22 protein-coding genes are annotated in these 24,094 nt (G+C 43.6%); all 22 read right to left on the bottom strand.

What is annotated here, in order from left to right; genetic code table 11:
• Positions 1-41: 41 nt before the first annotated feature.
• Positions 42-2,171 carry a transglycosylase domain-containing protein gene (locus QZL64_RS13710; RefSeq protein WP_021842511.1) on the bottom strand — a complete coding sequence of 710 codons (2,130 nt, stop codon included), beginning with the start codon at positions 2,169-2,171 and terminating at the stop codon, positions 42-44.
• Between the two features lie 81 nt (positions 2,172-2,252).
• Positions 2,253-4,628 carry an endonuclease MutS2 gene (locus QZL64_RS13715; protein ID WP_021842512.1) on the bottom strand — a complete coding sequence of 792 codons (2,376 nt, stop codon included), beginning with the start codon at positions 4,626-4,628 and terminating at the stop codon, positions 2,253-2,255.
• A gap of 145 nt (positions 4,629-4,773) precedes the next feature.
• Entirely contained in the window at positions 4,774-7,047 is a 2,274-nt protein-coding gene (locus QZL64_RS13720; protein WP_021842513.1) for a DUF3656 domain-containing U32 family peptidase, read from the bottom strand.
• Positions 7,048-7,288: 241 nt separating this feature from the next.
• Positions 7,289-9,733 (bottom strand): phenylalanine--tRNA ligase subunit beta, encoded by a 2,445-nt coding sequence (gene pheT / locus QZL64_RS13725; protein WP_021842514.1) that lies wholly within the window; start codon positions 9,731-9,733, stop codon positions 7,289-7,291.
• A gap of 11 nt (positions 9,734-9,744) precedes the next feature.
• Complete coding sequence (gene pheS, locus QZL64_RS13730) at positions 9,745-10,767, bottom strand: phenylalanine--tRNA ligase subunit alpha (RefSeq protein ID WP_021842515.1); 1,023 nt, start codon at positions 10,765-10,767, stop codon at positions 9,745-9,747.
• Between the two features lie 449 nt (positions 10,768-11,216).
• Complete coding sequence (locus QZL64_RS13735) at positions 11,217-11,669, bottom strand: PaaI family thioesterase (protein WP_021842516.1); 453 nt, start codon at positions 11,667-11,669, stop codon at positions 11,217-11,219.
• A gap of 100 nt (positions 11,670-11,769) precedes the next feature.
• A complete protein-coding gene (locus tag QZL64_RS13740; protein WP_021842517.1) occupies positions 11,770-12,984 on the bottom strand; it encodes an ABC transporter permease in 1,215 nt (404 codons plus the stop codon).
• Positions 12,977-13,819: an ABC transporter ATP-binding protein gene (locus QZL64_RS13745; RefSeq protein ID WP_021842518.1), complete on the bottom strand. Its 843-nt coding sequence runs from the start codon at positions 13,817-13,819 to the stop codon at positions 12,977-12,979. Before QZL64_RS13745 ends, QZL64_RS13740 begins: the two co-directional genes overlap by 8 nt.
• Before the next feature lie 11 nt (positions 13,820-13,830).
• The gene (locus tag QZL64_RS13750; protein WP_021842519.1) at positions 13,831-14,907 is read right to left on the bottom strand and encodes an efflux RND transporter periplasmic adaptor subunit; all 1,077 of its coding nucleotides are present in this window, start codon (positions 14,905-14,907) and stop codon (positions 13,831-13,833) included.
• Between the two features lie 155 nt (positions 14,908-15,062).
• Complete coding sequence (gene pfkA / locus QZL64_RS13755) at positions 15,063-16,022, bottom strand: 6-phosphofructokinase (protein ID WP_021842520.1); 960 nt, start codon at positions 16,020-16,022, stop codon at positions 15,063-15,065.
• Entirely contained in the window at positions 15,988-16,575 is a 588-nt protein-coding gene (locus QZL64_RS13760; RefSeq protein WP_021842521.1) for a shikimate kinase, read from the bottom strand. The genes pfkA and QZL64_RS13760 overlap by 35 nt, the downstream gene beginning before the upstream one ends.
• A gap of 221 nt (positions 16,576-16,796) precedes the next feature.
• Positions 16,797-17,207 (bottom strand): hypothetical protein, encoded by a 411-nt coding sequence (locus QZL64_RS13765; RefSeq protein WP_156705368.1) that lies wholly within the window; start codon positions 17,205-17,207, stop codon positions 16,797-16,799.
• Between the two features lie 4 nt (positions 17,208-17,211).
• Positions 17,212-17,682, bottom strand: coding sequence for a hypothetical protein (locus tag QZL64_RS13770; protein WP_156705366.1), 471 nt, complete (start codon positions 17,680-17,682; stop codon positions 17,212-17,214).
• Positions 17,683-17,813: 131 nt separating this feature from the next.
• Complete coding sequence (locus QZL64_RS13775; RefSeq protein WP_021842523.1) at positions 17,814-18,686, bottom strand: hypothetical protein; 873 nt, start codon at positions 18,684-18,686, stop codon at positions 17,814-17,816.
• A 29-nt stretch (positions 18,687-18,715) separates the two neighbouring features.
• A complete protein-coding gene (locus QZL64_RS13780; RefSeq protein ID WP_021842524.1) occupies positions 18,716-19,093 on the bottom strand; it encodes a hypothetical protein in 378 nt (125 codons plus the stop codon).
• A 103-nt stretch (positions 19,094-19,196) separates the two neighbouring features.
• Complete coding sequence (locus QZL64_RS13785) at positions 19,197-19,796, bottom strand: hypothetical protein (protein ID WP_021842525.1); 600 nt, start codon at positions 19,794-19,796, stop codon at positions 19,197-19,199.
• Positions 19,723-20,052: a hypothetical protein gene (locus QZL64_RS13790; protein WP_156705364.1), complete on the bottom strand. Its 330-nt coding sequence runs from the start codon at positions 20,050-20,052 to the stop codon at positions 19,723-19,725. The genes QZL64_RS13785 and QZL64_RS13790 overlap by 74 nt, the downstream gene beginning before the upstream one ends.
• A gap of 34 nt (positions 20,053-20,086) precedes the next feature.
• Complete coding sequence (locus QZL64_RS13795) at positions 20,087-20,608, bottom strand: hypothetical protein (protein ID WP_156705362.1); 522 nt, start codon at positions 20,606-20,608, stop codon at positions 20,087-20,089.
• Positions 20,593-21,210 (bottom strand): prepilin peptidase, encoded by a 618-nt coding sequence (locus QZL64_RS13800; RefSeq protein WP_021842527.1) that lies wholly within the window; start codon positions 21,208-21,210, stop codon positions 20,593-20,595. Before QZL64_RS13800 ends, QZL64_RS13795 begins: the two co-directional genes overlap by 16 nt.
• A gap of 136 nt (positions 21,211-21,346) precedes the next feature.
• Positions 21,347-21,775: a competence type IV pilus major pilin ComGC gene (locus tag QZL64_RS13805; RefSeq protein WP_021842528.1), complete on the bottom strand. Its 429-nt coding sequence runs from the start codon at positions 21,773-21,775 to the stop codon at positions 21,347-21,349.
• 28 nt (positions 21,776-21,803) lie between these two features.
• Positions 21,804-22,988, bottom strand: coding sequence for a type II secretion system F family protein (locus QZL64_RS13810; protein ID WP_021842529.1), 1,185 nt, complete (start codon positions 22,986-22,988; stop codon positions 21,804-21,806).
• The gene (locus tag QZL64_RS13815) at positions 22,975-24,084 is read right to left on the bottom strand and encodes a type IV pilus twitching motility protein PilT (protein WP_021842530.1); all 1,110 of its coding nucleotides are present in this window, start codon (positions 24,082-24,084) and stop codon (positions 22,975-22,977) included. Before QZL64_RS13815 ends, QZL64_RS13810 begins: the two co-directional genes overlap by 14 nt.
• Positions 24,085-24,094 lie beyond the last annotated feature (10 nt).

The raw sequence follows: 24,094 nt of genomic DNA on the forward strand, positions 1-24,094 counted from the left end.
CGAATGCCCCAAACAGGCATGTATATGTACTTTAAAATTAATTATTCACTTTTACCGGACTTAGACGCACCGCCTCCGGAACTACGGGAACTGCCGGATCCGGATTTGCTGCTATCGGAGTCGGAACTGCTTTCTGCCGAATTGTCAGTACTTTCTACAGTAGCATCGTCCTTATCCTTAGCATCTTTTTTATCTTTGTCCTTATCTTTAGCTTTCGGATCTACCTTTGGAGCCACCGGCGCATAGCCCTGGTTAGCAATAGATGCTGCTCCCGGCGGAACTGTGAAATCACTGGCCGGAATTTCCATAGCATTTAAAGCTTGCGACATGAAATCACGCCAAATAACAGCCGGAACGGTACCACCGGTAATACCATCCAGTGTCTCAATACCATAGTCATCGCCCATCCAAACAGCGGCTACCAAATCAGGTGTATAACCTACAAACCAAGCATCTTTTGATTCATCGGTAGTCCCTGTTTTACCGGCTGCCGGGCGCCCGATAGATGCACCGCCACCGGTACCGCCGGACATTACGGATTCAAGCATATTCGTGATAACATAGGCATATTTAGGATCTACTACGCGCTGTTCTTCCGTACTGTTCTCTTCCACTACCTGGCCATTGCGGTCTACGATTTTAGTAATAGCCACCGGTTTAACTTTAACGCCGCCATTAGCCAAAGTACCATAGGCTACGGCCATATCAATCGGTTTAACACCATTTGTCAAACCACCTAACGCAGCGGCCAAGTTATTATCTTTAGAGTCATCTAAAGTAGTAATACCTAAGCTGCTTGCCAAATTAAGAACTTTACGCATTCCTACAGCATCGGCGAGCTGTACGGCAATGGTATTAACGGAATGCTGCAAGGCATAGCGCAAGGTCATTTGACCGGAATAGGTACCTTCATAGTTCTTAGGACTCCAACCGTTAAATTCAATTTTCTTATCGTCCATAACGGTGCCCGGCGTCATACCGTCCTGAATAGCTGCCAAGTAAACAAATGGTTTAAATGCAGAACCGGGTTGACGTTCAGCCAATACGGCACGGTTAAAGGAATCGTCACCACGACCACCAACCATGGCTACAATGTAACCATTATGCGGATTGATCGCAATTAACGCACCTTGCGGCTGTGTTAAGCCTTTGTCATCCGTATAGAAGTTCGGCAAATTATGCATAGCTTGAACCGCTGCATCCTGTGCCTTCATATCAATGGTTGTGTAAATCTTCAAACCGTCTTTATAGACAGCATCGTCGCCGTATTTTTCGGCGATTTCAGAAATAACATAGTCGATAAAGTACGACGCATTGTTATCGCTGTGAGCGGCTTCGGATTTTTCACGAAGACCCAAGTCTTCATCTTTCGCCTTATCCGCGGTAGCTTGGTCAATATAATCATATTTAACCATCTGCCCCAAAACAACAGCCTGACGCGCTTTACCCGCTTTGTAGTTGGTAAGCGGCGAATAATAGTTAGGACTTTGTGGCAAGCCGGCGAGCATAGCCGATTGTGCCAAATCCAAATCCTGAACATTTTTGCCAAAGTATACATGGGCTGCTGCCTGTACACCGTAAGCACCTTGACCGAAATATATTTGATTCAAATACATTTCGAGGATTTCTTGTTTCGTATAATACTGCTCAATACGAATGGCCAACATCGCTTCCATAATCTTACGTTTTAACGTACGATCCTGAGTTAAAAACGCATTACGAGCCAGCTGTTGCGTAATAGTACTACCGCCTTCGGCCACACCGTCATGGGCAATATTAACCCAAATAGCACGCATAATCCCGATAGGGTCTACGCCATGGTGACTATAGAAACGATTATCTTCAGTGGCAATAAATGCATTTTGTAAATCTTTCGGAACCTGTGATAACTTCACCGGTAACCGGTTTTCAGTAGCATGGACAGTTGTAATCAAATTGCCATGCACATCGTAGATCTGCGACGAAGCAGCCGGTTTAACATTGGCCACTTCCGGCAAATCGGACATGGTGGCACCAATGAAGCCGCAACCGGCTCCGGCTATTATAAGGAATACTAAAATACCCACAATCCAAAGGAATCGACGCATTGGCGATTTCTTCTTGGGCGGTTTAGTCGCCGTCGTTCTACGTCGTGTTTGTCGCCCATTTTGAGACGAACCTTGTAAACTCATACGACACCTCTCATTACGAATAATAAGTCATATAGCTTATTATAGCATAACTATGCTACATATGGTATCAGTAAGACTGTGCTACTTCAAATATACCAAAGTAGCACCGGCCCCGCCTTCATCATAGCCGGCAATTTCATAGCGACTGATGTGCGGCAATGTCTTCAAATACTGATGAATACCGGCTCTTAAAGCACCCGTGCCCTTGCCGTGAACGATGCGAACCGGCGAGATACCCGCCATCAATGCCTGGTCGATAAAGTGACTCACATTCTGATTGGCTTCATCCACTGTCTGTCCGATAACATTAAGCTCCGTAGTCGCATGTTTCTGACGTTCCACGGCTGAACCGCCGGCGCGTTTACGCGGTTTTGGTTGAACCGCCGTTTCCTTGCGGCGTAAATTATTGGTTTCTTCGCGGCTTGCTACGGCCAAATCGGTGGCTTTTACATTGGCTGTTAAGCCGTTAACACTTACTTGGATACGCTTACCCTGCACGGCTGCTACCGTACCGACTGCATTTAAGGATACCACGAATACAGTCTGTCCTTCTTTCAACTCTTTTACATTCACCGGCGTACGACGTTCCTGTTCCAATTCAGGCACATTAACACCGGATATATCTTTACGCGCTTTCGTAATGGCATCTTGCCGTTTGCCCTTATCCGTTTCTGAAAACTGAGATTTCAACTCTTTAATAATCTGTTCCCCTTCGACACGAATGGACTGTTTAAGCTGCTGCGCTTCATTTTGAGCTTTTGCCAAAATCTGTTTACGGCGATCATTAACCTGTTTCTTTTCACGCTCAGCCTGAGTGCGCATGCGCCGTGCTTCATCAAGTTCCTTCTTGAGTGCCCGTTCCCGCTCCTGATTGCGACGCAATTGTTCGTTCAAATCACTGAGTACCGCTTCCATATCGCGATTAGCGGAACCTTCGTGAGCCTGTTTGGCATAGTCGATAACTTCACGAGGCACCCCGAGACGAGCGGCAATACTCAAGGCATGACTGCTGCCGGCCACACCGATATGAAGTCGATAGGTCGGACGCAATGTGCGTTCGTCGAATTCCACATGTCCGTTTTCAATACCATCCGTATGGTACGCATAGCGTTTCAATTCATTATAGTGGGTACTCACCATCATGAGCGGTCCACGCTTACGGAAATATTCCAAGAGAGCCACCGCCAAGGCGCTCCCTTCTTCCGGATCCGTACCGGACCCCAATTCGTCAAGGAGCACCAAATCTTTGGCACCGGCTACTTTTAAAATTTTTACAACCTGCGTCATATGAGCGGAGAAGGTACTGAGGCTGGCTTCAATACTCTGCTCATCACCGATATCGGCATAAATATTGTTAAAAATCGGCAAAATAGAGCCTGTTTCGGCCGGAATAAATAAACCGGCCTGATTCATGAGGCTCAAAAGACCTAACGTCTTCATGGCTACAGTTTTACCACCTGTATTGGAGCCCGTAATGAGCAGAATTCGATAGGCCGTCCCCAACGTAATCGTCGTGGGCACTACCACATTGGCCGGAATCAACGGATGACGCGCATTTAAGAGTTTTACTTCCCGTGCCCCGCTAAGTTCGGCCGGAACCGCCTTCATCTTTATCGCCAGATTAGCTTTACCGTACACGAATTCCACATGGGACACGCGTTCACAGGCGTCCATCAAGGTATTGCTGTCTTTGCGAACGGCCTGCGACAATTCCCTATAAATACGGCGAACTTCTTCCTCTTCCGCCAATTCTGCTTCCTGCAAATCATTGTTCAAATTTACGAGGCGCATCGGTTCAATATAGAGTGTCGCACCGGTAGCCGAACGGTCGTGAATCAAACCTTCGAAGGCGTAGCGATATTCCTGTTTTACCGGAATTACATAGCGATTATTACGCTGCGTAACGATAGCCTCCTGAAAGTATTTCTGATTGTTCGGATCGTGCATAATCGCCTGCAAATCACTCTTGATGCGGTCTTTCGTACGCGCAATGGTAGTACGTAAATGCTGCAATTTAGGCGATGCGGAATCCATTAAATTACCTTTTTTGTCAAAAACACGCTCAAACTTGCGTTCTAAGCCGTCATGACGAGGCATATCCTGAATCCAAAATGATAAGAGCGGATAATTCATATATTTGCTGTGAAAAAATGCATACATACGCTTATACGCACTCAATGTGGTATATAAATCCCATAATTCTTCATGAGTCAAAATAATTTCTTTACGACTTTTGGCACAAGCTTCACGAATATCGCGGGTGCCGCCAATCGGTTGTTCGATTTCGGTATTTAGCGAATTGACCGCTTCTACCGTTTCATCGAGAGCCGTTTTAATGGCAATCGGATCCGTTAAGGGCTCCAACTCCATGGCCATTTCCTTCGCTACTTTAGAGCTGCATTCGGCGGCCAATCGTTCTCGAATCACATCAAAATCCAACAGTTTTTCACTGTTCATAGGTAATACAATCCCTCCTATGTAATCACATGGCCAAAGATTGACTACTTTGGCCCGATATATTGCCATAAAATCTTGCTACGCCACCGTATGCTTAAACGGCAGCTTTTTACCTGGCAATATTTAAATCTATGTTTAAAAATCTCTAAAAAATGCCTTTAAAATAGTGTCCCCGTGTAATCGGTAAGGACTCATTCTTAGGCGGTACCGGTAAGGTGTGTGCCAAAATACCGCGATAAGCGCCAATCGTATCACGCAGCCATTCTTTAGACTGCTGACGACCGTCAATGCGAAGAATAGCAATACCTCGTTTTACCAAATCCGGAATGTACGCGCGCATATCGAGCATGCGACTGTTCATGATATGCATGCGGCAATAGGGATCCGTACGAAGTGGGAATTCCTCGCCCAGGCGGTCACGCAAGCGATAAGAGTCCTTCAAACAAGGGGCCGGACAATTGGCTTTACAACCGGTACCGGCAAAACTGCTGATAACACAGTATTCGGAAATCATGAGCTCCGTAAGCCCGTGAACAACACATTCTATAGGCAAAGAGCTATGACGAATGATGGCCGCAATTTGACGTAAAGTGGCTTCTTGGGAAAGAACAACGCTTGAAAGGCCTAATTCGGCTGCTTCACGTACCGCTTCTTTATTAAACAGCTGCAAGCTGCTGTCACCTTCCACCTCCCCTTCATAGCCCATCATTTGGAGCCATTCCAAGGCACCTAAGAAGTGAATGCTGATGGCATTCGGCTTAGCCGTGATAATTGCCTCTAAGGTTGGACGATACGCCTCGATTTCACTTTCCCGAACGATACGCGGCGTCGCCAATACACAACGAATCTGATGCTCACGACAAATAGTCACCACGCGATTATATACATCTAAATTGTACGGCTTACGCTGTAAGCGGTCACCGCCGAAAATAATCTTCTGCGCCCCCGCTTCAATGGCCGGTTTTAATTGCCATTCTTCATCAAGCTGCACCGAAACAATCGGCAAGGAACCGGCCTTAACGCTATGAGTAGCTTTACCGGCTCGTACCATCATACTCTTATAACTTGGTCTGTCCTTAAATTCAGCTGCAATGGCACCTTCGATGCGTGTTAACACCTCAGCCATGGCCTTAGTATGTTTTGCCAATAATATATCTTCCAACCGGGCAACCGCATCACGGCGCATCTGGTTGAGCACACTGGATGGCCACATAAACGGCTCTTCCGGCATATATAAAGAAGCCAACCGGAACACCGTCGTACCTAAACGGCCAATCTGTTCCGACACTTTTTCATGACTGGTCGGCGTCTTATGAGCCCGTTGCACCACATAGTCACCGCTAACCGTAACAGACGTGCCGTCATCCATCAAGAGTGTCAAAGTCGACTCAGAGCCTTCCTGTCCGTCCAAATACGCATGCACATCGTACTTACGGCCAAATTCCTGTAAATTCTGCCAAACTGTTTTCTTTGGACCTTCATCGGATGGACCGATACGCTTCCCCCGATTGCCGGGAGCCACGGCGGTAATCATTTCACGGCCGGAACGATTTTCCAAGTAAGCTGTGGAGAACCCGCGGTTAAAGCCCGCCGTCAAATGTTCTTGGTCTTCAGCCAAGGTTTGACCCGCTCTATCGATAATCTGACGATACGTGCCGATAACCTCTTTCACGTAGGACGCTTTTTTCATACGCCCTTCTACCTTGAAAGAAGCCACACCGGCTTCCAAAAGTTCCGCCATATGCTCACTGTAATTAAGGTCCTTCGGACTCATGATATAGGCTTCGTTTTCAGTATTTATGACCTTGCCCTCGCCATTGATAAGTTCATAGGGCAAACGGCACGGTTGTGCACAGGCACCGCGGTTACCACTGCGGCCGCCGATGAAGCTACTCATGAGGCACTGACCGGAATAACATACGCAAAGGGCACCGTGAACAAACACTTCAATTTCCGCTTTCGCTTCGCGGCAAATCGTTTTAATTTCTTCGAGACTCATTTCACGAGCCAACACAACACGGGTAAACCCCATGCGTTCCAAGAAACGTACCGTCCCCATGTTAGTGGCCGTCAACTGCGTGCTGGCGTGCAAATGAAGCTTCGGTGCTACTCGTTTCGCCAGTTCGGCTAACGCCAAATCCTGCACAATAATGGCGTTTACATTGATGCGTTCCAACTCGCGCAAATATTCTTTTAAATCGTTTAACTCGGCATCGCCGATTAATATATTCACCGTAACAAATACGGACACATCCAACAAATGGGCCAAGCGAACCGCTTCAGCCAACTCTTCTATCTCAAAATTGGCTGCATTCGCTCTCGCATTAAAAGCCTTGCCGCCTAAATAAATTGCATCAGCTCCGGCTTCTAAAGCTGCTAAAAAATTTTCCGACGTGCCTGCCGGTGCCAATAATTCCATACGCCCTCCTTAAGGACTCAATTCGCCATATTTCTATATAGAATTATATCACATTCTTTAAAAAATATGGCAAAATAAGCCGTTATACTGTGCCATCGCACAATATAGCGGCTTATTAATTATTTAATCAGTTAATGTATTTTACTACTAATTGAAACAAATTGCAACTGTTGGCGCCATTTGACGCTCTAATAGCCAATTGAGACCTGCATTGGCACAATAGTCAAATAGATCTCTCCTATTAGCGCAATTTACAACCCAATTCAGCTAACGCAGCCAAAATGTCGTCAATTGCCGGCTGAATATCTTCATCCGTCAAAGTACCTTCATTGCTGCGGAAGGATAAATTGTAAGCTAAGCTGCGATGGCCTTCTTCAATGTGAGCCCCTTCGTACACGTCGAATACGAACGCCCGTTCCAAATACTGACCGCCTTTTTCATAAATGACTTGGCTGATAGCTTCGGAAGATACAGTCTTAGGTGCCACGATGGCAAGGTCGCGAGCGGTGCCCGGGAACTTACTGATACCCTGGTAACGAAGCTGTCCGCGGGTCAAGCCCAAGATAGCCGTCACATCGATATCAAAGAGATATGCTTTGCCCGGTAAATCGTAAGCTTTCATTACTTGCGGATGCACTTCACCCAAAGTAGCAATAACAGTACCATCCACAACATACTGAGCACTTACGCCCGGATGGAGATAGGTTTCTTTGGAGCGTTCAATCGTAGCTTCAATACGAAGTTCTTTAAGAACCGCTTCAAGCACACCTTTTACATCATAGAAGTCGGTGTCACGCTGTGGCTGAGCCCATTGCAAATCTGTCGTTTTGCCCATCATAAAACCACTTACATGGTATTTTTCAACAGGAAGTTCAGTAATCGGCAAGGCTTTCGGTTCGTAAACCGCACCGGCTTCGAACAACCACAAATCATGGTTTTTCTGTGCCAAGTTGCGCGCCGCCGTATCAAGCATGCTTGGAATCAAGGTCGTACGCATTACCGGGAATTCTTCCGTAATCGGGTTCAAAATAGGTACCGCCTGATAACGGCTGTCCGTTTCCGGAATGAGTAATTTCTTGAGGCTGTCCGTATGCATGAAGCTGAACGTAATAATTTCGCTGAGACCCTGGGTTACCAAGGTCTGACGAATTGCTTTCGTAAGCAATTTCTTATCGCTCATGGTGCCACTGTTAAGGTTGGCCCATGGGGTTGTATTCGGAATGAAATCATAACCGTAAATACGAGCTACTTCTTCCGCAATATCCGGCATAACCGTTACGTCGCCGCGCCAGGACGGAACACCAACGGTAATTACATCACCATCTTGTGTCCAAGTGAAGGACAAGGTAGTCAAAATTTCCTGCATCCGTTCGGCGGAAATATCGGTACCTAAGTAGCTGTTAACCGCTGCCACCGTGAAAGATACAGTACGAGCTTCAGCCGGAGCCGGATATACATCCACCACACCTTTAGCTACGGTAATATCTTCCATTAACTCCTGCAACAACTGAGCCGCACGGTCAAGGGCCACCGGTGAGTATTCCGCATTGACACCGCGTTCGAAACGGCCGGATGCTTCACTGCGCATACCCAGCGCACGAGCGGTGCGACGAATGGAGGACCCTTTAAATACAGCCGATTCCAAAATAATCGTCGTCGTTGCTTCGGTTACTTCACTATCGAGACCACCCATAACACCGGCAACCCCTACAGGGCCGTTCGCATCGGCAATAACGAGCATATCCGTGGTCAACTCACGATCCGTACCGTCCAACGTTTTTAAGGCTTCACCGGCTTTAGCGGCGCGGGCCGTCAACTGATGACCGGCTACTTTATCATAATCATATGCATGCATTGGTTGACCGTATTCGAGCATAACATAGTTCGTTACGTCTACCACATTATTGATTGGGCGAATACCGCCGTTACGCAAACGGTTCTGGAGCCACAATGGGGACGGTCCCACTTTAACATTGCCGATAACACGCGCCAAGAAGCGACTGCATAATTCGGCATCATCAATGCCGATTTTTACCATATCGTTGACATCCGTACCATTTTCATTCACTTTAACGGTCGGTTCCGTATTCTGCGCGTTTGTCAAAACCGCAAATTCACGGCTCAAACCGATCATGGAGAAGCAGTCTGCACGATTCGGTGTCAATTCGAATTCATAGACAGTATCGTTGAGCATCACCGCATCACGAATATCCATGCCGATTGGCGTACCTTCCGGCAAAATGTAGATACCTTCCCCTTCGCCCGGCATAACCATATCTTTAGGAATACCCAATTCCGCTACGGAACAGAACATACCGTCAGATACTTCACCACGAAGTTTACCCTTTTTAATTTCCGTGCCGTCAGCCAAACGGGATTTATGGTACGCCACCGGTACCACCTGACCAACAGCCACATTCGTTGCTGCCGTTACGATTTGTTTCGTAATTTCTTCACCCGTTTTGTCATCAAGACAAGCAACCTGGCAAACCTGTAATTTATCGGCATCCGGATGTTTTGTAATTTCTGTAATTTTACCGGTAAAAATCTTTTTCAACCCGGGATCCATCGAGATAACGTCTTCTACCGGAATTCCAGCCTGCGTCAATACATCGGCCAGTTCCTGAGCCGGTTTCGTTGTGTCTACAGGAACATAGTCCTTCATCCATGTTAAACTAGCTTTCATCGTCGTACCTCCTAGAACTGCTTCAAGAAACGCATATCATTATCATAGAATAAACGTAAATCGCCGATGCCGTACAAGAGCATAGCAATACGTTCAACACCCATACCGAAGGCAAACCCCTGCACTTCGTTCGGGTCATAGCCGTTCATGGTCAACACATTCGGATGAACCATGCCGCAGCCGAGGATTTCGAGCCAGCCCGTATGGGAGCAAACGCGGCAGCCTTCACCGCCGCACATGCAGCAGGAGATATCAACTTCCGCACTCGGTTCCGTGAACGGGAAGAAGCTGGTACGGAAACGAACTTTCGTTTCTTCGCCGAACATGTGGCGCAAGAATAATTCCAAGGTACCTTTCAAATCGGCAAAGGTAATGCCTTTATCCACTACGAGACCTTCCACCTGATGGAATACCGGGGAGTGAGTGGCATCATAGTCCCAACGATATACTTTGCCCGGTGCAATCATGCGTACAGGGCTGTTCGGTTCCTGACTCTGAAGCGTACGAGCCTGTACCGGTGAAGTGTGGGTACGAAGTAATACGGAGTCCGTAATGTAGAAGGAGTCCTGCATATCGCGCGCCGGATGATCGGCCGGTAAATTCAAACATTCAAAGTTGAAGTAATCACTTTCAATTTCAGGCCCTTCCGCAACGGTGTAGCCCATTTTCATGAAAAAGCGTTCAATTTCATCGTTAACAGCTGTGAGCGGATGTACATGACCTTGGCGAGTAGCACGGCCCGGCAAAGTAATGTCGATCTCTTCGGCGCCCAATTTAGCAGCCAACACTTCTGCTTCCAGTTTGGCCTGCACATCATCAATCATAGCTTCCAATTCCTGACGCACCGTATTTACCAAGGCGCCCATGCGTGGTCGTTCTTCGGCCGATAATTTGCCGAGACCTTTTAACAATGCAGTTACTTCGCCCTTTTTACCTAAATATTTAACGCGGGCATCTTGTAAAGCTTGCAAATCGGTAGCTTTTTGAATAAGCTCCGCCGCTTGCGCTTTCAGGGATTTTAATAATTCTTCCATCCGTCACAACCTCCTAAAACAAAAAAACCTCCGCCCCGGCAAGGGGCGAAGGTATAACATTCGCGGTACCACCCTAATTAGTACTCAATAACCTTAACGCGGTCTCACGATGAATCTACTCGTTGTTCAATCCATGGCTCCAAAAGGAAAGGCTCTTTGCATCGCATTTATGAAGCTCCCACCAATGCTTCACTCTCTGAAAAACACCTATGCAATGCCGATTTTGTCATCGCCGTAATGTCTACTCGTCATGCCAATGCATCCGTCAAACCTAAAAAGCAACTTTGAAAAACGCCAGTACGACTGAGTTTTTTATTAATCTATGTGTAAGTATATCAACTCTTACGCATTCTGTCAAAGCTATTTACGCCTTAACAATTAAGTGGCCTCATTACATGGTCATATCGTCATGACCACATTCAGCCCTGATAACCAAGTAAACTTACGCCTTATACCCGCCAAGGAAGTTCCGGCAGGTCAAACTTGTCTATTACATAGAATGTGCCGGTACTCATATACACAAGGTCGCCCACCGTATTATATAAACGGCCGGTTGTGACCATGGTATGATTGCCGTTGTGTTCCACATTGCCTACGGCGCGCAGTTTTTCACCGGCTTTAACAGCTTTGATGAAATTCCCCTTCATTTCAAGTGTTACCACTCGTTTACCCAAGGTAAAACAGGATACACCCATAACCGTATCGGCGAGGCTCATATAGACACCACCGTGCACATTGCCGATAAAATTACCATGTCTCACTGCATCGGTGTCAAACAGTATTTCCAAATGACCGGGATCACCACCGGTTACACGAGTATACTTTGACCAATCAAAGGTATGTTCATGACACATTTTGTCAAAAAAATCAACTAACGTACGCATTCCTTGTTTTTTACTCACGACTACACTCCCTTCCGTGATTTATTCTACAGCGCAATGCATCAAATAAACAGTATGCAAATCAGTACATTGTCTTTTGAGGGACAATTTACTGTACCTATTACTCATAATGTAAGGCATCAATCGGATTCAACTTAGCCGCCTTACGGGCCGGATAGAGACCGAATACGAGGCCGATAGCCATGGAGAAACCGAAGGACAAGAGAATCGGTCCCATGGAGATAACTGTCTTCATGCTCGTCAAAGCACCGATCAACTTAGACGCCCCGATGCCCACCAGGATTCCGATGGCACCACCCACCAGACTGATTACCACCGCTTCAATGAGGAACTGCATAACGATAACGCGATACGTAGCCCCCAAGGCCTTACGCACACCAATCTCACGGGTACGTTCCGTAACGGATACGAGCATAATGTTCATGATGCCGATACCGCCGACAACCAGCGAAATGGCAGCTACGGCACCTAAGAACAAGGTCATAGTCGCCGTTGTTTCTTCCACGGTCGCCATAATGGTGGCCATATTACGAACGTTAAAATCATCGAGTTCCGGATTTTTAATATTATGGCGTACACGCAAAATATTTTCCACGTCCGTCTGTAAACGATCAAGATCTACGCCGTCTTTCGCTTTGATATAAATCATGCGCAAATAATCGACGCCCTGTAAACGTTCCATCCCTGTAGTGTACGGAATGTAGATAACATCGTCCTGGTCATTACCGAAACTGCCGGAACCTTTACTTTCAAGCACGCCGATTACCTTGTAAGGATTATTTTTAATACGAATATCCTTACCCACCGGGTCTTCCGTGCCGAATAAATTCGTCGCTACCGTAGCCCCGATAACGGCCACACGTTCGCGCCGTTCCACCTGAGACGCCGTAATGAAACGACCGGATTTAACCGTCCAGTTATTAATATATTGGAAATCACTGTTTACACCGTTAACACTGGTCGTCCAGTTCTTATTCGTATAAATAACCACATACGAACTGCCCGCCGATACCGGCGACGCCATATCGATATCCTGCAAATGAGAAATGGTCGTATAATCTTCAAGCTTAAGCGTTTTCTGCGAATCCGCCGTAGGCCGAACGCCCGGCGTCCGCGGCGCGCCCGGATACACCATGAGCAAATTACTGCCCAAGCTGGAGATGGAGTCCTGAATTTGACTGCGCACCCCGTAACCGATAGATACGAGGGCAATAACCGCAGCTACGCCGATAATAATCCCCAACATGGTAAGGAGCGAACGCATCTTGTTGGCCACCAAGGACGCCCAGGCCATCAAAAAGCCCTCTTTATACATGAGACGTCCCCCCTTCATTCGTTTGTTCCGTATTTACTTTTTCCGTGACAGTTTTCGGTATCACCGACTTAACCGCCTTTTGTGCCGTTGCCGGCGACACGGCTACAGATTCAGTAGGAGCCTGTACCGTTTGAAGACCGGCCATATTCGGATTTTGCTTATCTTCTACGATATAACCGTCGCGCAGCACAATATTACGGCTTGCAAAGGTAGCAATATCCGGTTCATGGGTAACCAAAATAATGGTACGCCCTTCATTATATAAATTGGTAAAAATATTCATTACATCCACACTGGACTTGGAATCCAAGTTACCGGTCGGTTCGTCGGCCATAATAATGGACGGGTCGTTGGCCAAAGCGCGGGCGATAGCCACACGCTGGCGCTGACCACCGGATAGTTCCGCCGGTAAATGGTCGAGCCGTTCACCGAGCCCCAACGAATCCAAAAGATAGGCGGCCCGCTCTTTGCGTTCCTTTTTGGGAACACCGGCATAGACCATAGGCAACGCCACATTATCTTGAGCCGTTAACTTCGGCAACAAGTTAAAACTTTGGAAAACGAAGCCGATTCGTTTATTGCGCACAAAGGCGAGCTCATCATCACTCAACGTGGCCACTTCTTCGCCGTCCAATTTATAGGAACCTGAAGTCGGTCTGTCTAAACAACCCAAAATATTCATAAACGTGGATTTCCCCGATCCGGATGGACCCATGATGGAGGTAAACTCGCCCTCATAAATATTGAGGTCAATCCCGTGTAGTACGGGCACTACCAGTTTACCGTTAACATACGTCTTGGTGATTCCTTCCAGTGAAATGACTGCTTGTTTCATCTGCATTCCTCCTAGAACATAGGCCCGCCGGAGTTACTCTGTTTGGACGACGAAGAACCTACATCACCACTGACAACAATTTCATCGCCTTCATTTAGACCTTTAGCAATTTCAATCGTCGTTTCACCGGTAAGACCGGTTGTTACACTGGTTCGTTCCGGTTTACCGTTTTTAATTACATACACGTATTCGCCCACTTTATCCGTACGCACAGCGGCCAACGGCACAACCAATACGTTAGTGCGTTCATCGCCGTAAATCGTAGCACGAGCCGTCATTGTCGGGAAGAAGTTCGACGCATCGCTTGGCGAAATAGCTACCTTAACCGTATAGTACACTACACTGCTGCTCGTCGTACCCATGTTACCTTTGGTACCCAAAGCAATGTCACTTACATAGCCGGTAAAGGTTTTACCCGGATGAGCATCCACCGTAAAATCTACGCGAGCGCCTTTTTTCACACTGCCGATATCTGTTTCATCAACGGTCAAATAAATCTCAAGATTACTCAAATCAGCAACCGTTGCGATAATCATCTGCGTGGAAATACCGGTACTGATAGTCTGGCCCGCTTTTAACGGTGTACCGATAACCGTGCCGTCCATCGGCGAAGTAATGGTCGTATCGGATAAATTAGCTACTGCCCGATCATACGCAGCCTGCGCCTTCTGGTAATTCATAAGGGCTGTATCATAGGTCTGTTGCGGAATAGCCCCTTGCGCAACCAAGGTGCTGTAACGATCTAAATCATTTTTGGCATTTTCGAGCGTAGCTCGTGCATCATCCGCCGTTGCCTGTAATTGACGGGCATCGATGGTGGCAATCACCTGACCGGCCGTTACATGGTCATTTTCTTTAACCAAAACCTGCTCCAACATACCGGCTACGTTAGTGGAAATATCTACATAATTTGTCGGGTTGATAGTCCCCGTGGACGTAATAACCGAGGCAATATTCCCCCGCTCTACTTTCCCCGTCGTATACGAGGTCGCTTGTGTGTTATCTTTTGTTTTGAAATAATAAAAAGCGCCACCCAAGACCAGTAATATGAGGATGAGGATCCCCCAAAATTTCTTTGTCCGCCACATGTGCTTAACTCCTTTACTTAAAGACAAAATAATCAGGTCTCTCAATTTTCATATAATTAAAAAGCCCTTCTCGACTATACGGCAAAGAAGGGCTTTTCAGCTCATATATATAATCGATAATAATTATAGGTTTCACTAATGAGTGCTTAATGAACCTATCGAGCCAATACCGAAATCAGCTCATATTCCGATTCACTGATAGGATAACAACGTGTGCACGCTTCTTCATACGGCACCATTTCAATCTTGCCGTTTAAAACAGCGGTCAAACAATTACTCTTACCTTCGAGGAGAGCATCAATCGCTTTTTCACTCATGAGTGCCGCCATGGCCGCATCACGAGCGGATGGCGAGCCACCACGTTGCAAATAGCCAAGAACAGTAACACTCGGGGAAATATTGAGGTGCTTATTAATATAGCCGCACACTTCAAAACTGTGGTATGCCCCTTCCGCCACCATGATGATGCTGTTCGTTTTACCTGCATTATGGGAAATGCGAAGCTGATCGCACACTTCATCAAGACTCATAGGCTTTTCGGGAATAAGCACCATTTCGGCGCCGCACGCAAGACCGGCACGCACCGCCAAATGACCGGCACTGCGCCCCATAACTTCGACGATGGCTACCCGATCATGAGCCGTCGTGGTATCACGAATCTTGCTGACCGCATCAACGACCGTATTAAGGGCCGTGTCAAAACCAATGGTATATTCCGTGCCGCACATATCGTTATCGATAGTGCCGGGAATCGTAATTGTGGGAATCCCCTGTTTGGCAAGCGCCATGGCACCCGCCATAGAGCCGTCACCGCCGATAACAACGAGAGCATCAATTTCGCGGTCCCGAAGAATCTGGGCCGCTTTTTCCTGGTTCTCCAGCTCCTTAAACTTTGTGCAACGAGCCGTCTTGAGCATCGTGCCGCCACGGTTGACGATAGCCCCTACATCACGTCGATTCAAAGATTCAAAATCATTTTTTAAAAGCCCTTCAAAACCGCGGCTAATGCCATATACGTGTAACCCTTCGTAAATCCCTTTACGAACCAAGGCACGCACCGCCGCATTCATGCCCGGCGCATCACCGCCGCTCGTTAGAATCGCAATATTTTTCATGTTGCTCTACCCCCATAGGACGTCGTTTTTTGAACTCCACACCTTCACGTGCTAACGTTTCGTGGATTGAATCAATTAAATTTTCAGTGCGACCATACGTCGTATCTATGACACAATCACACTTCTTATACACCGGTTTCCAGCGTTGCATCATCGTTTCTACAAAGCCCGCCACATCATCATAATCCATGGTCGGCCGTTTACCAATACGACGATTCACCCGCTTCACGATGCGATACTCGGAAGCCCGAATACCGATAATATACGCATACCGCTGTAAATATCGTACCGTCCGTACATCAAGGGGAAAATTACCACCTACGGAAATAATACACTCATGATACATGCAAACTTTCTTTAAAATTTCACGTTCCGCCGAACGAAAGAGCTTCTCGCCCAGCTTCTCATACACTTCGGCTATGGGCAAATTATAGCGCCGTTCCAAAAGTCGATCCGTATCAACGAACTGCCAACCTTTGGCTTCCGCTAAATTGCGTCCCAAATGACTTTTGCCGCTCCCCATAGTACCGATTAAAATTATATTTCGTTTCATTACTTAATCCCGCCTATTACAGATTGTGTCATACATAATCACAACGAACAATTACCTGTTACTCCGTTCTCATTATGTACGATACCCATTTGATTCTATTCTACTACATCACAGCATTTAGTAAAAGTATAAAACGAATAGGATTTAAGGAATTAAGAAAATGTTTAGGTTTGGGGTGAGAGACATAATAAAAAAGCCATGACAAAAGTCACGGCTTTAGGTTAAGAAATAATATCAAACTGAATGTGAAGTTGATTGTTTTGTTTATTCAGTTGTTTAGGCTCTATTTGCAGTTCGGGACTATCTCCATTCAATTCTTCAACCAATGTGAAATAATCTCGTAAATTTCCTGTTACTTCTACAGATAAGCTCTTACCCTTCTTATTCTCCGTTTCTTCCATCGCTGTAATTGTTAATGCTTTACCGGACAAATATTTCATCAGTTTATCCTTTAAGGCTTCTTCAGTTATTTCTTTCTTGTCGGTCGCCATAATCATCTCGTAAGCCTGACTGCTCACAACAACTTGATCTGCTTCATTTTGTAAAGTCTGTTGTTCTTGTATCGCTAATAAGTCACTTCTCTCCTGATGGAACCAGAGAACTATACCAGCTCCCAAAACTGTAAGTACCATGTAGCTACCGACTATTTGGTGTATCCTTTTTGGGTTGAGGTTTAGCCTTTTCAAACTTTCCAGATAATTGAAATGTATGGATTTTACGATTAGCATCAATTCCTTGTTTTGCATTAACAATAACTCCTTTCAAACTCCCCTTGAGCCGTTGACTATACGCCAATACGACCTCCGGTTTTGTACATATACCAGTTACGTTAAAACCATCATCAGTAAAATTAACGGTATCCAAAACTATCTGTGAATTTGCACAATCAACAGTGTGCAATAATATACTTTGACCGGTACTATGTTTTAAATCTTTTGTCAGTCGTTGCTGAATAACCTTTTCATACTTTTGAACTGCCTCGTGATTCGCGCTGCCTACCGCTTGCATTTCGTATATATCTTCATGCAGTTTCTGACTTGCATAGTATAAGTAAAACCCAAATCCCCATAGGAATATTACTAAGAACAAGGCTAAGATTCCAATCATTATGATTGCTGTTTTATGATGTCTATAGTACCGTTCACACCGAAACGGCCAAGTCAAAAAATTCACATCATTTCACCTGCCAACTATATTTTTAGCTATTAATGATTCAAATATCATTCAACGCGTGGTTGTTAATTTCTCATTTTTTGTATGCCTCGATATGCCAGACCAGTCGCCATATCCCACAAAAAAGGATCTGATTTTTCAAACATCACCTTTTCCATTTTCGCTACTTCTTTTGTTTCTTCAAAAGGAATAGCAGTAAGCTTACCATACTTCTCATAAGCAGCTTCACAATCATCGTCCGATAGATTGCCATGTATATCCCCGTATAAATAAAATCCGGAAATTCCACTTATACCATAACTGAATAAATCTACCTCTAAATCTTCCAATTCTTTCATTATATCAACCGAATCAAGCGGAATTTTATGATTACAAATACATACAAAGTTATACCAAGCTGTTAATTCCAATATATCCTCATGTATAATGCCGATTACAGCGCCTTCTTTTTCAACAAATCTATGTGCTATCGGTCCCGGTGCATAATCTATAATTTTTAGGTTTCCACCACTCTTTAAAACACCGGTTGCCAATTCATTAATATGCTCTTTTTTTAATGCTACTACGTATACTAATTTATCATTCCCGGAAGACCTAACTTGATTTGGTAAATTTATAGCTACAAAATCAAAATAATAACTATCTTCCGGCCATGTGACAAATTCAGGAACCGACCAATGTAGCATCTGATTAATCTCCAGACGTGATAATGGTGGAATAATCATAACTTTATCCTGACGTTCACCAAGAGCGGTTATACCTATAGGTTTATCTTCCAGGGAATATTTGCTTACCAAGTGCTTACAATCATTCATTAACGAATCTTGGCGTTTTTCAACAATTGCATCTTGAATTATTATCCCCTTCTTAGTCTTCGCCATACTAATAGCAATTGTTTGCGCCTCTCCCATCGCAACCCCTATAAATTCTGATTTCATTCGCTAACCATCCCTTCATTAACAGCCTGTTAAAAAAATCTTACTAAATCTACATTAATATTTTTTGGCCACGGCCCTGGGTCTTCCCTAAAAACTACTAAATATTGTACGATTTGCCCTGTAATACGATTACGATATCGAACCTTAAATTCATTATTACTTGCCTGTCTGTTTAATATATATGACGCTGTATAATTATCGTCATTTTCATATATTGTTTCCTGAAGTGTAGGCATCAAATCACCTTTCTCACTGTATTCTCGTAACAAGCAACCAATGATACCCTCTGCTTTATAATTCATAGCAGTTAATGCTACTTCATCATGAGTAATCCCTACGATAATATTCATTTCATCACTCAATGCCGACCAAAATAAGAGTAATATTGTCCCTATAATAAGTGCCATATATGTGAAAAAACCACCTATATTGTTAGACTTAGCGCATTTGTTCTTTCTTCGCCCATAGTACCAGGGCTTGTTTTTAAACTTAAAAGGACACTTCAATATATCAACTCCTTGTCGGCGAATATTGAAAATAGTCTAAATTAGGAAGTACCGTAATATCCGTCCCTATCTTATATTGATTAGCATTCATTGTATTAGGTGTTCCCTTTACTTCGACTTGCCAATTCATGTGTATAGGACTTTTTGGTAAAAATTGTTCAAATGATTTTCCCCCTATAAGGGGTGTCACTATGAGCCTCCCCCAAGACGGACTAATGGTAGGTGAGGATAATGCTTGTTTTTGACCATCACTTAAGACACGCCTAGCTTCTGTGCCCTCAATACCGAACCAACGTACACCATCATATAGAATATATTGGCCTGTACGACCAACCGTAACAGTCTTATCTGCACGTTTAGTAAAGTTAACTATTGTTAATCGTATCGTCATACTTTCTAATAAAACCTCATTTTCTATTTGCCATCGTTGTGCCCATTGCAAAGAGACTAACATTAAGCTTAATAAGGCCCCCATGGCAATACAAATAACAGTAGTACTAATTAACAATTCACCCAATAAAAATCCGGAATTACCTCTCTTTATTAGTAGCCGGTATTCCCTGCCAAATATACGTTGAGAAATGAAGTATTTCTTGATTTCCATAATATCCTGCTACCTCTAACTCCTTAACATCCATATTATGCACATGCTTAGAATTTATTGCCCTAACTAATCTATATGGCTCCTTTACCTTAGGAAGTTCGCCCGGTTCTCCAAATTGTTGATAATTATATTTACTCTGTTCCATTGCTGTAATAGCAATGGGCACTATTACTTGTGATATTTTAGCGCTTCGCCATTGAATAATTAATGTCCCCATCATCGCCGTAACAGTCAGGATAAATAAGGCAACAATCATTGTACCGCCTAAAGTTTCAGCATATAAATATCCTTTAGAATGTTCCTTCAATCCAACGAATTCTCGGTGTTTGTTGTGAAAAAATATACTTTCGATATTTTCGCAATACATAATCATAGATTTCAAAACTATATAAATCACTCTGCCCATCATATTTACCTAAATATGCCGATTGTTTTGTTCTCGAATTATTTACCAACTTCATAGTATTAGGCACAAAAATTTCTTGATATCCCCATAAGGTAGCATATAAATTCACCTCATATGACGAATCACTTACGTATATTGTATTAAGTGGCCTTCCCTGTGTTCCGGATCCACCATTAAAAGAAAGTAATTGAGTTCGCTTAATTGTGTAATAAAATAGTCTACTCACTCGATCAAATTGCCAGTTTTCGCTCATGGTTTTTGATATAGCAAGCTGTGCCATCCCCAATAATAAAATTAATAATGTACTATAAATCAAAACTTCTATTAATAAAAATCCACCCTTACAATGATTTTTGCCATAATATATGTTCAAATTATTTATATAATGTTTCATAATATTGACCATAAATTTTCCCAAATATACATAATAGCTGCTGCACTACATAAAAAAGGACCAAATGGCAGTATACGTAGTACCTTACCTGAATACAGATAGTACAAAAGTACCCAACCGGTTCCACCGATAAGCGCCAATAAAATAGCTTGCCACAAAGCCAATGGTGATAACCATAATGTAAATACACTACACCATTTCACATCACCAAGACCCAAACCGTCGTTTGTTAATTTACTAAATAGATATCCTCCCACTAATACAATTCCTGCCATTTCAACAGTTTGAAAAAAAGAAATCCCCAATAACCATATCCGACTTATTCCAACTATGAGCAAAAAAACAGCACCCTCATCAGGCATAATCAGGTAATACTTATCGATGGTAGCGCCCATAAAAAGAGTGAAACCGAAGATAATCATTAAAAGACTTTCTTTTATATTTACCGTCAAATGGCTACAAATTAATCCGCCGAGCATTCCTATAAGAATGTAAATTAACATCAAAATTATAGAACGCCGTTCTCGTTCTATAACAATTTCTTTTAAGAGATAGAAACCGGTTAATCCGGCCAATGCACCACTTATACCACCTACACTGTATTGTAACCACATATACTAACCACTACGTTCCTTTTTATACATCAGAGCTTACATGCTACTTAACTTATAAAGTTTAATCGATTAATTTAACCGATTTACTATTTTAGACGTTCTAAAACTATCCCCATAATTAAATTCTGATTCTCGTCTAATTTGCATTCGTATTATCAGTAGCCGTTACAACAATATGAGTACCTGTACCACCTGCATTGCTTTCAGATGTTACCGCATAATCTCCACCCTTTGGTGTTTTAACGGCTTCAGATAAATAGCCTGCTTTGTATAAATCTTCAACTGAAGGAACTTCATCAGTCCCTCTATCTACCATATAAAGTTGAGCCGCATTAGCAATTGTCTGTGTGTCTGCTTTGATTTTAGCATCACGAGCTTTGTCCCCGGCCGATAAAAATTGTGGCATTGCCACCGCAGCTAAAATAGCAATAATCGCTACTACCACCATTAACTCGACTAAGGTGAAACCACCTTCTTTTTTACGTTTATCACGTAAGGTTTTATGATACGATGCTAACCACTGTTTAACGCGTTCTCTAAGTGAAATATTTGTTACATTATCCATAAAAAAACTCCTCCTAACACTCTAATTACTAAACATGTTGCATTGCCGTCACTGCATTAAACATAGGCAACATAACAGCAATAACTAAGATAGCTACCCCTATCCCCATAAGAGATACCATAATAGGCTCCATTAATTGTTGTAATTTTGCCATATAACGGGAAGTTAATCGATCATAATAGGAAGCCCCATGATTCAGCATGGCTACCATATCCCCAGTCTCTTCACCTATAGTAATTAACTCCCAAAGAAATTCATTTCCCAATTTGGCCTTTTTTAAAGCGTCTCCAAATGTAGTTCCTTTAGCTAATAAATTATTTACTTGTGTTTGCAATAAAGTAGCATAGGGATTTCCCCATAATGATTTTGTTAATGTCAGCATATCTGTAATTGTTAAGCCACTGTCCAATAAAATCGCCCAAACCTTTGTAATTCTGGCCAAATAAAAGCAATCAAACCATTCATGCCCACTACCGCGTTGCCATATATATCTCAACACAACTAAACGAATATCAGCTTGTTGCCAGATACACCAAATCCCAAATATGAATAAGCCTAATAAACCTATGCATAAAGTTACGTGAGTTGTAACAAAATCTCCGAAACTAAATAATATTTTTGTAATGAATGGCAAAGGTACTTGCATAGACATAAATACTTTTTTAAAAGCCGGTAATATAAACACTACCGTCACGCCTATAAATATCATCATGAGTAACAATAAGAATGCCGGATACGCCGCTGCTCCGCTTAATTGTCGTTGCCACGCCCATTGTTTCTCATAGTATTCTTTAATTTGAGAAAAACTGTGCGCTAAGGTACCTGCAGCCTCACCGGCTTGCAGTAATGCGCAACCGATATTAGGGAACCCCACCTCTGTTAATACCTTTGAAAGGGGATTACCTCGCTGTATAGCTTCATTAATTACTGCATAAGGAATATGCTTTATCGGCTTAGCGCTCAGAAATTGCATAACACGACGTATAGAAATACCTGCTTCTAATAATAAAGACATACGATATGAAAACTCTATAATATCTTTATACCGCCACTTAACACTATTTACTTCAGAAGATTTTATTACTGCAACTTCAATAATATGCCATCCTTTATATTGCAATTTTTGAACTATTTCTTCACTTGATTCAGCCCATATGGTATCTTCTTGTATCACCCCCTTTGCGTCAAAGGCCCTATAGTTATACTGTTTCATAAGCCTGTTCCAAAACCTCCTTAAATTCACTACGTTCTCCCCATTCAGCTTTAAGAGCTGCCACTGCCATTTCCATTGTCTGCATTGGCGGTTGTGTTTCTTGAATTGATACAATTTGTGGTTCTTTACGTTGTCGAATCAAATTTGCTACAGCCGGTGTATTTAATAAAATATCTCTAACTACCACAAATTGTTTATCAAATCTTAATAACCGCTGACATAATACAGCTCTTAATACTTGAGATAGTTGAGCTCTCACTTCTTCTTGTTGAGAAGCCGGAAAAACCGAAATCATCCTATTAATAGCCATTACGGCCCTTTGTGTGTGTAAAGTAGCAAATACTAAATGTCCCGTTTCAGCCGCATGTAATGCAGCTTCCAAGGTTTCACGGTCACGCAATTCACCAATCATAATTACATCCGGATCTTCTCGTAACGCATCGCGAACGCCCGCAGCCATTGATTCCATATCTTGTCCCAATTGACGCTGATGAATCAAACTTTGATTATTTTCGAATGTAAATTCAATAGGGTCTTCCAAGGTAATAATATGCTTATGACACTCATCATTAATGCATTGTAAACAGGTAGCCAAAGTATAACTTTTGCCTGAACCGGTAGGGCCGGTAACAAGGACTAAGCCCTCTTGTAAATGAACAATACGATGCAATAACTTTCCTGCTTCCCCATTCGGCATCATCAGTGACTGATTATATAAAATGCGCAATGTACCACAACGTTGTTGTTTAGCTTGATATAAATGAACCCTTACTCTAATCTTTTTAAATGAAAAAGCGCTGTCTTTCGAAAATGCCGCATATAATTTACGTGCATCGGCCACTTTTTCTAATGAATCGCTAACTTTATTTTCCAAAGTTGTAACTACATTCAAATGACTATTATCCCTATTTTCATTATTTAGTTTGCCGCATTCACTTGCTTTTAAAATTTCTGTAAACAAAGCATCTGATACCTTAATCCCATTACACTTAACAATATCATTACCTAAGCGGAAATAAGGCTCCTGATGCAGTTCAAGATGAACATCTGTTGCCCCTTCAGCAATGGCCCGCTGCAACAATTCACTTAAACTCATAGTAATTCAC

It is taken from the genome of Veillonella sp. CAG:933, from assembly GCF_000431435.1.
GTDB lineage: Bacteria > Bacillota > Negativicutes > Veillonellales > Veillonellaceae > Veillonella_A.

Bases quoted from the DNA above. Each gene is read 5' to 3' on its own strand.
- QZL64_RS13745 (WP_021842518.1), bottom strand. From the start codon at position 13,819: ATGAAACAAGCAGTCATTTCACTGGAAGGAATCACCAAGACGTATGTT.
- pheS (WP_021842515.1), bottom strand. From the start codon at position 10,767: ATGGAAGAATTATTAAAATCCCTGAAAGCGCAAGCGGCGGAGCTTATT.
- QZL64_RS13785 (WP_021842525.1), bottom strand. From the start codon at position 19,796: ATGGAAATCAAGAAATACTTCATTTCTCAACGTATATTTGGCAGGGAA.
- QZL64_RS13720 (WP_021842513.1), bottom strand. From the start codon at position 7,047: ATGGAATTATTGGCACCGGCAGGCACGTCGGAAAATTTTTTAGCAGCT.
- QZL64_RS13810 (WP_021842529.1), bottom strand. From the start codon at position 22,988: ATGAAACAGTATAACTATAGGGCCTTTGACGCAAAGGGGGTGATACAA.
- QZL64_RS13715 (WP_021842512.1), bottom strand. From the start codon at position 4,628: ATGAACAGTGAAAAACTGTTGGATTTTGATGTGATTCGAGAACGATTG.
- QZL64_RS13800 (WP_021842527.1), bottom strand. From the start codon at position 21,210: ATGTGGTTACAATACAGTGTAGGTGGTATAAGTGGTGCATTGGCCGGA.
- QZL64_RS13815 (WP_021842530.1), bottom strand. From the start codon at position 24,084: ATGAGTTTAAGTGAATTGTTGCAGCGGGCCATTGCTGAAGGGGCAACA.
- QZL64_RS13765 (WP_156705368.1), bottom strand. From the start codon at position 17,207: ATGGTACTTACAGTTTTGGGAGCTGGTATAGTTCTCTGGTTCCATCAG.
- QZL64_RS13775 (WP_021842523.1), bottom strand. From the start codon at position 18,686: ATGAAATCAGAATTTATAGGGGTTGCGATGGGAGAGGCGCAAACAATT.
- QZL64_RS13710 (WP_021842511.1), bottom strand. From the start codon at position 2,171: ATGAGTTTACAAGGTTCGTCTCAAAATGGGCGACAAACACGACGTAGA.
- QZL64_RS13740 (WP_021842517.1), bottom strand. From the start codon at position 12,984: ATGTATAAAGAGGGCTTTTTGATGGCCTGGGCGTCCTTGGTGGCCAAC.
- QZL64_RS13805 (WP_021842528.1), bottom strand. From the start codon at position 21,775: ATGGATAATGTAACAAATATTTCACTTAGAGAACGCGTTAAACAGTGG.
- pfkA (WP_021842520.1), bottom strand. From the start codon at position 16,022: ATGAAAAATATTGCGATTCTAACGAGCGGCGGTGATGCGCCGGGCATG.
- QZL64_RS13770 (WP_156705366.1), bottom strand. From the start codon at position 17,682: ATGATTGGAATCTTAGCCTTGTTCTTAGTAATATTCCTATGGGGATTT.
- QZL64_RS13750 (WP_021842519.1), bottom strand. From the start codon at position 14,907: ATGTGGCGGACAAAGAAATTTTGGGGGATCCTCATCCTCATATTACTG.
- QZL64_RS13790 (WP_156705364.1), bottom strand. From the start codon at position 20,052: ATGATTGTTGCCTTATTTATCCTGACTGTTACGGCGATGATGGGGACA.
- QZL64_RS13780 (WP_021842524.1), bottom strand. From the start codon at position 19,093: ATGGCACTTATTATAGGGACAATATTACTCTTATTTTGGTCGGCATTG.
- QZL64_RS13760 (WP_021842521.1), bottom strand. From the start codon at position 16,575: ATGAAACGAAATATAATTTTAATCGGTACTATGGGGAGCGGCAAAAGT.
- QZL64_RS13795 (WP_156705362.1), bottom strand. From the start codon at position 20,608: ATGGTCAATATTATGAAACATTATATAAATAATTTGAACATATATTAT.
- pheT (WP_021842514.1), bottom strand. From the start codon at position 9,733: ATGAAAGCTAGTTTAACATGGATGAAGGACTATGTTCCTGTAGACACA.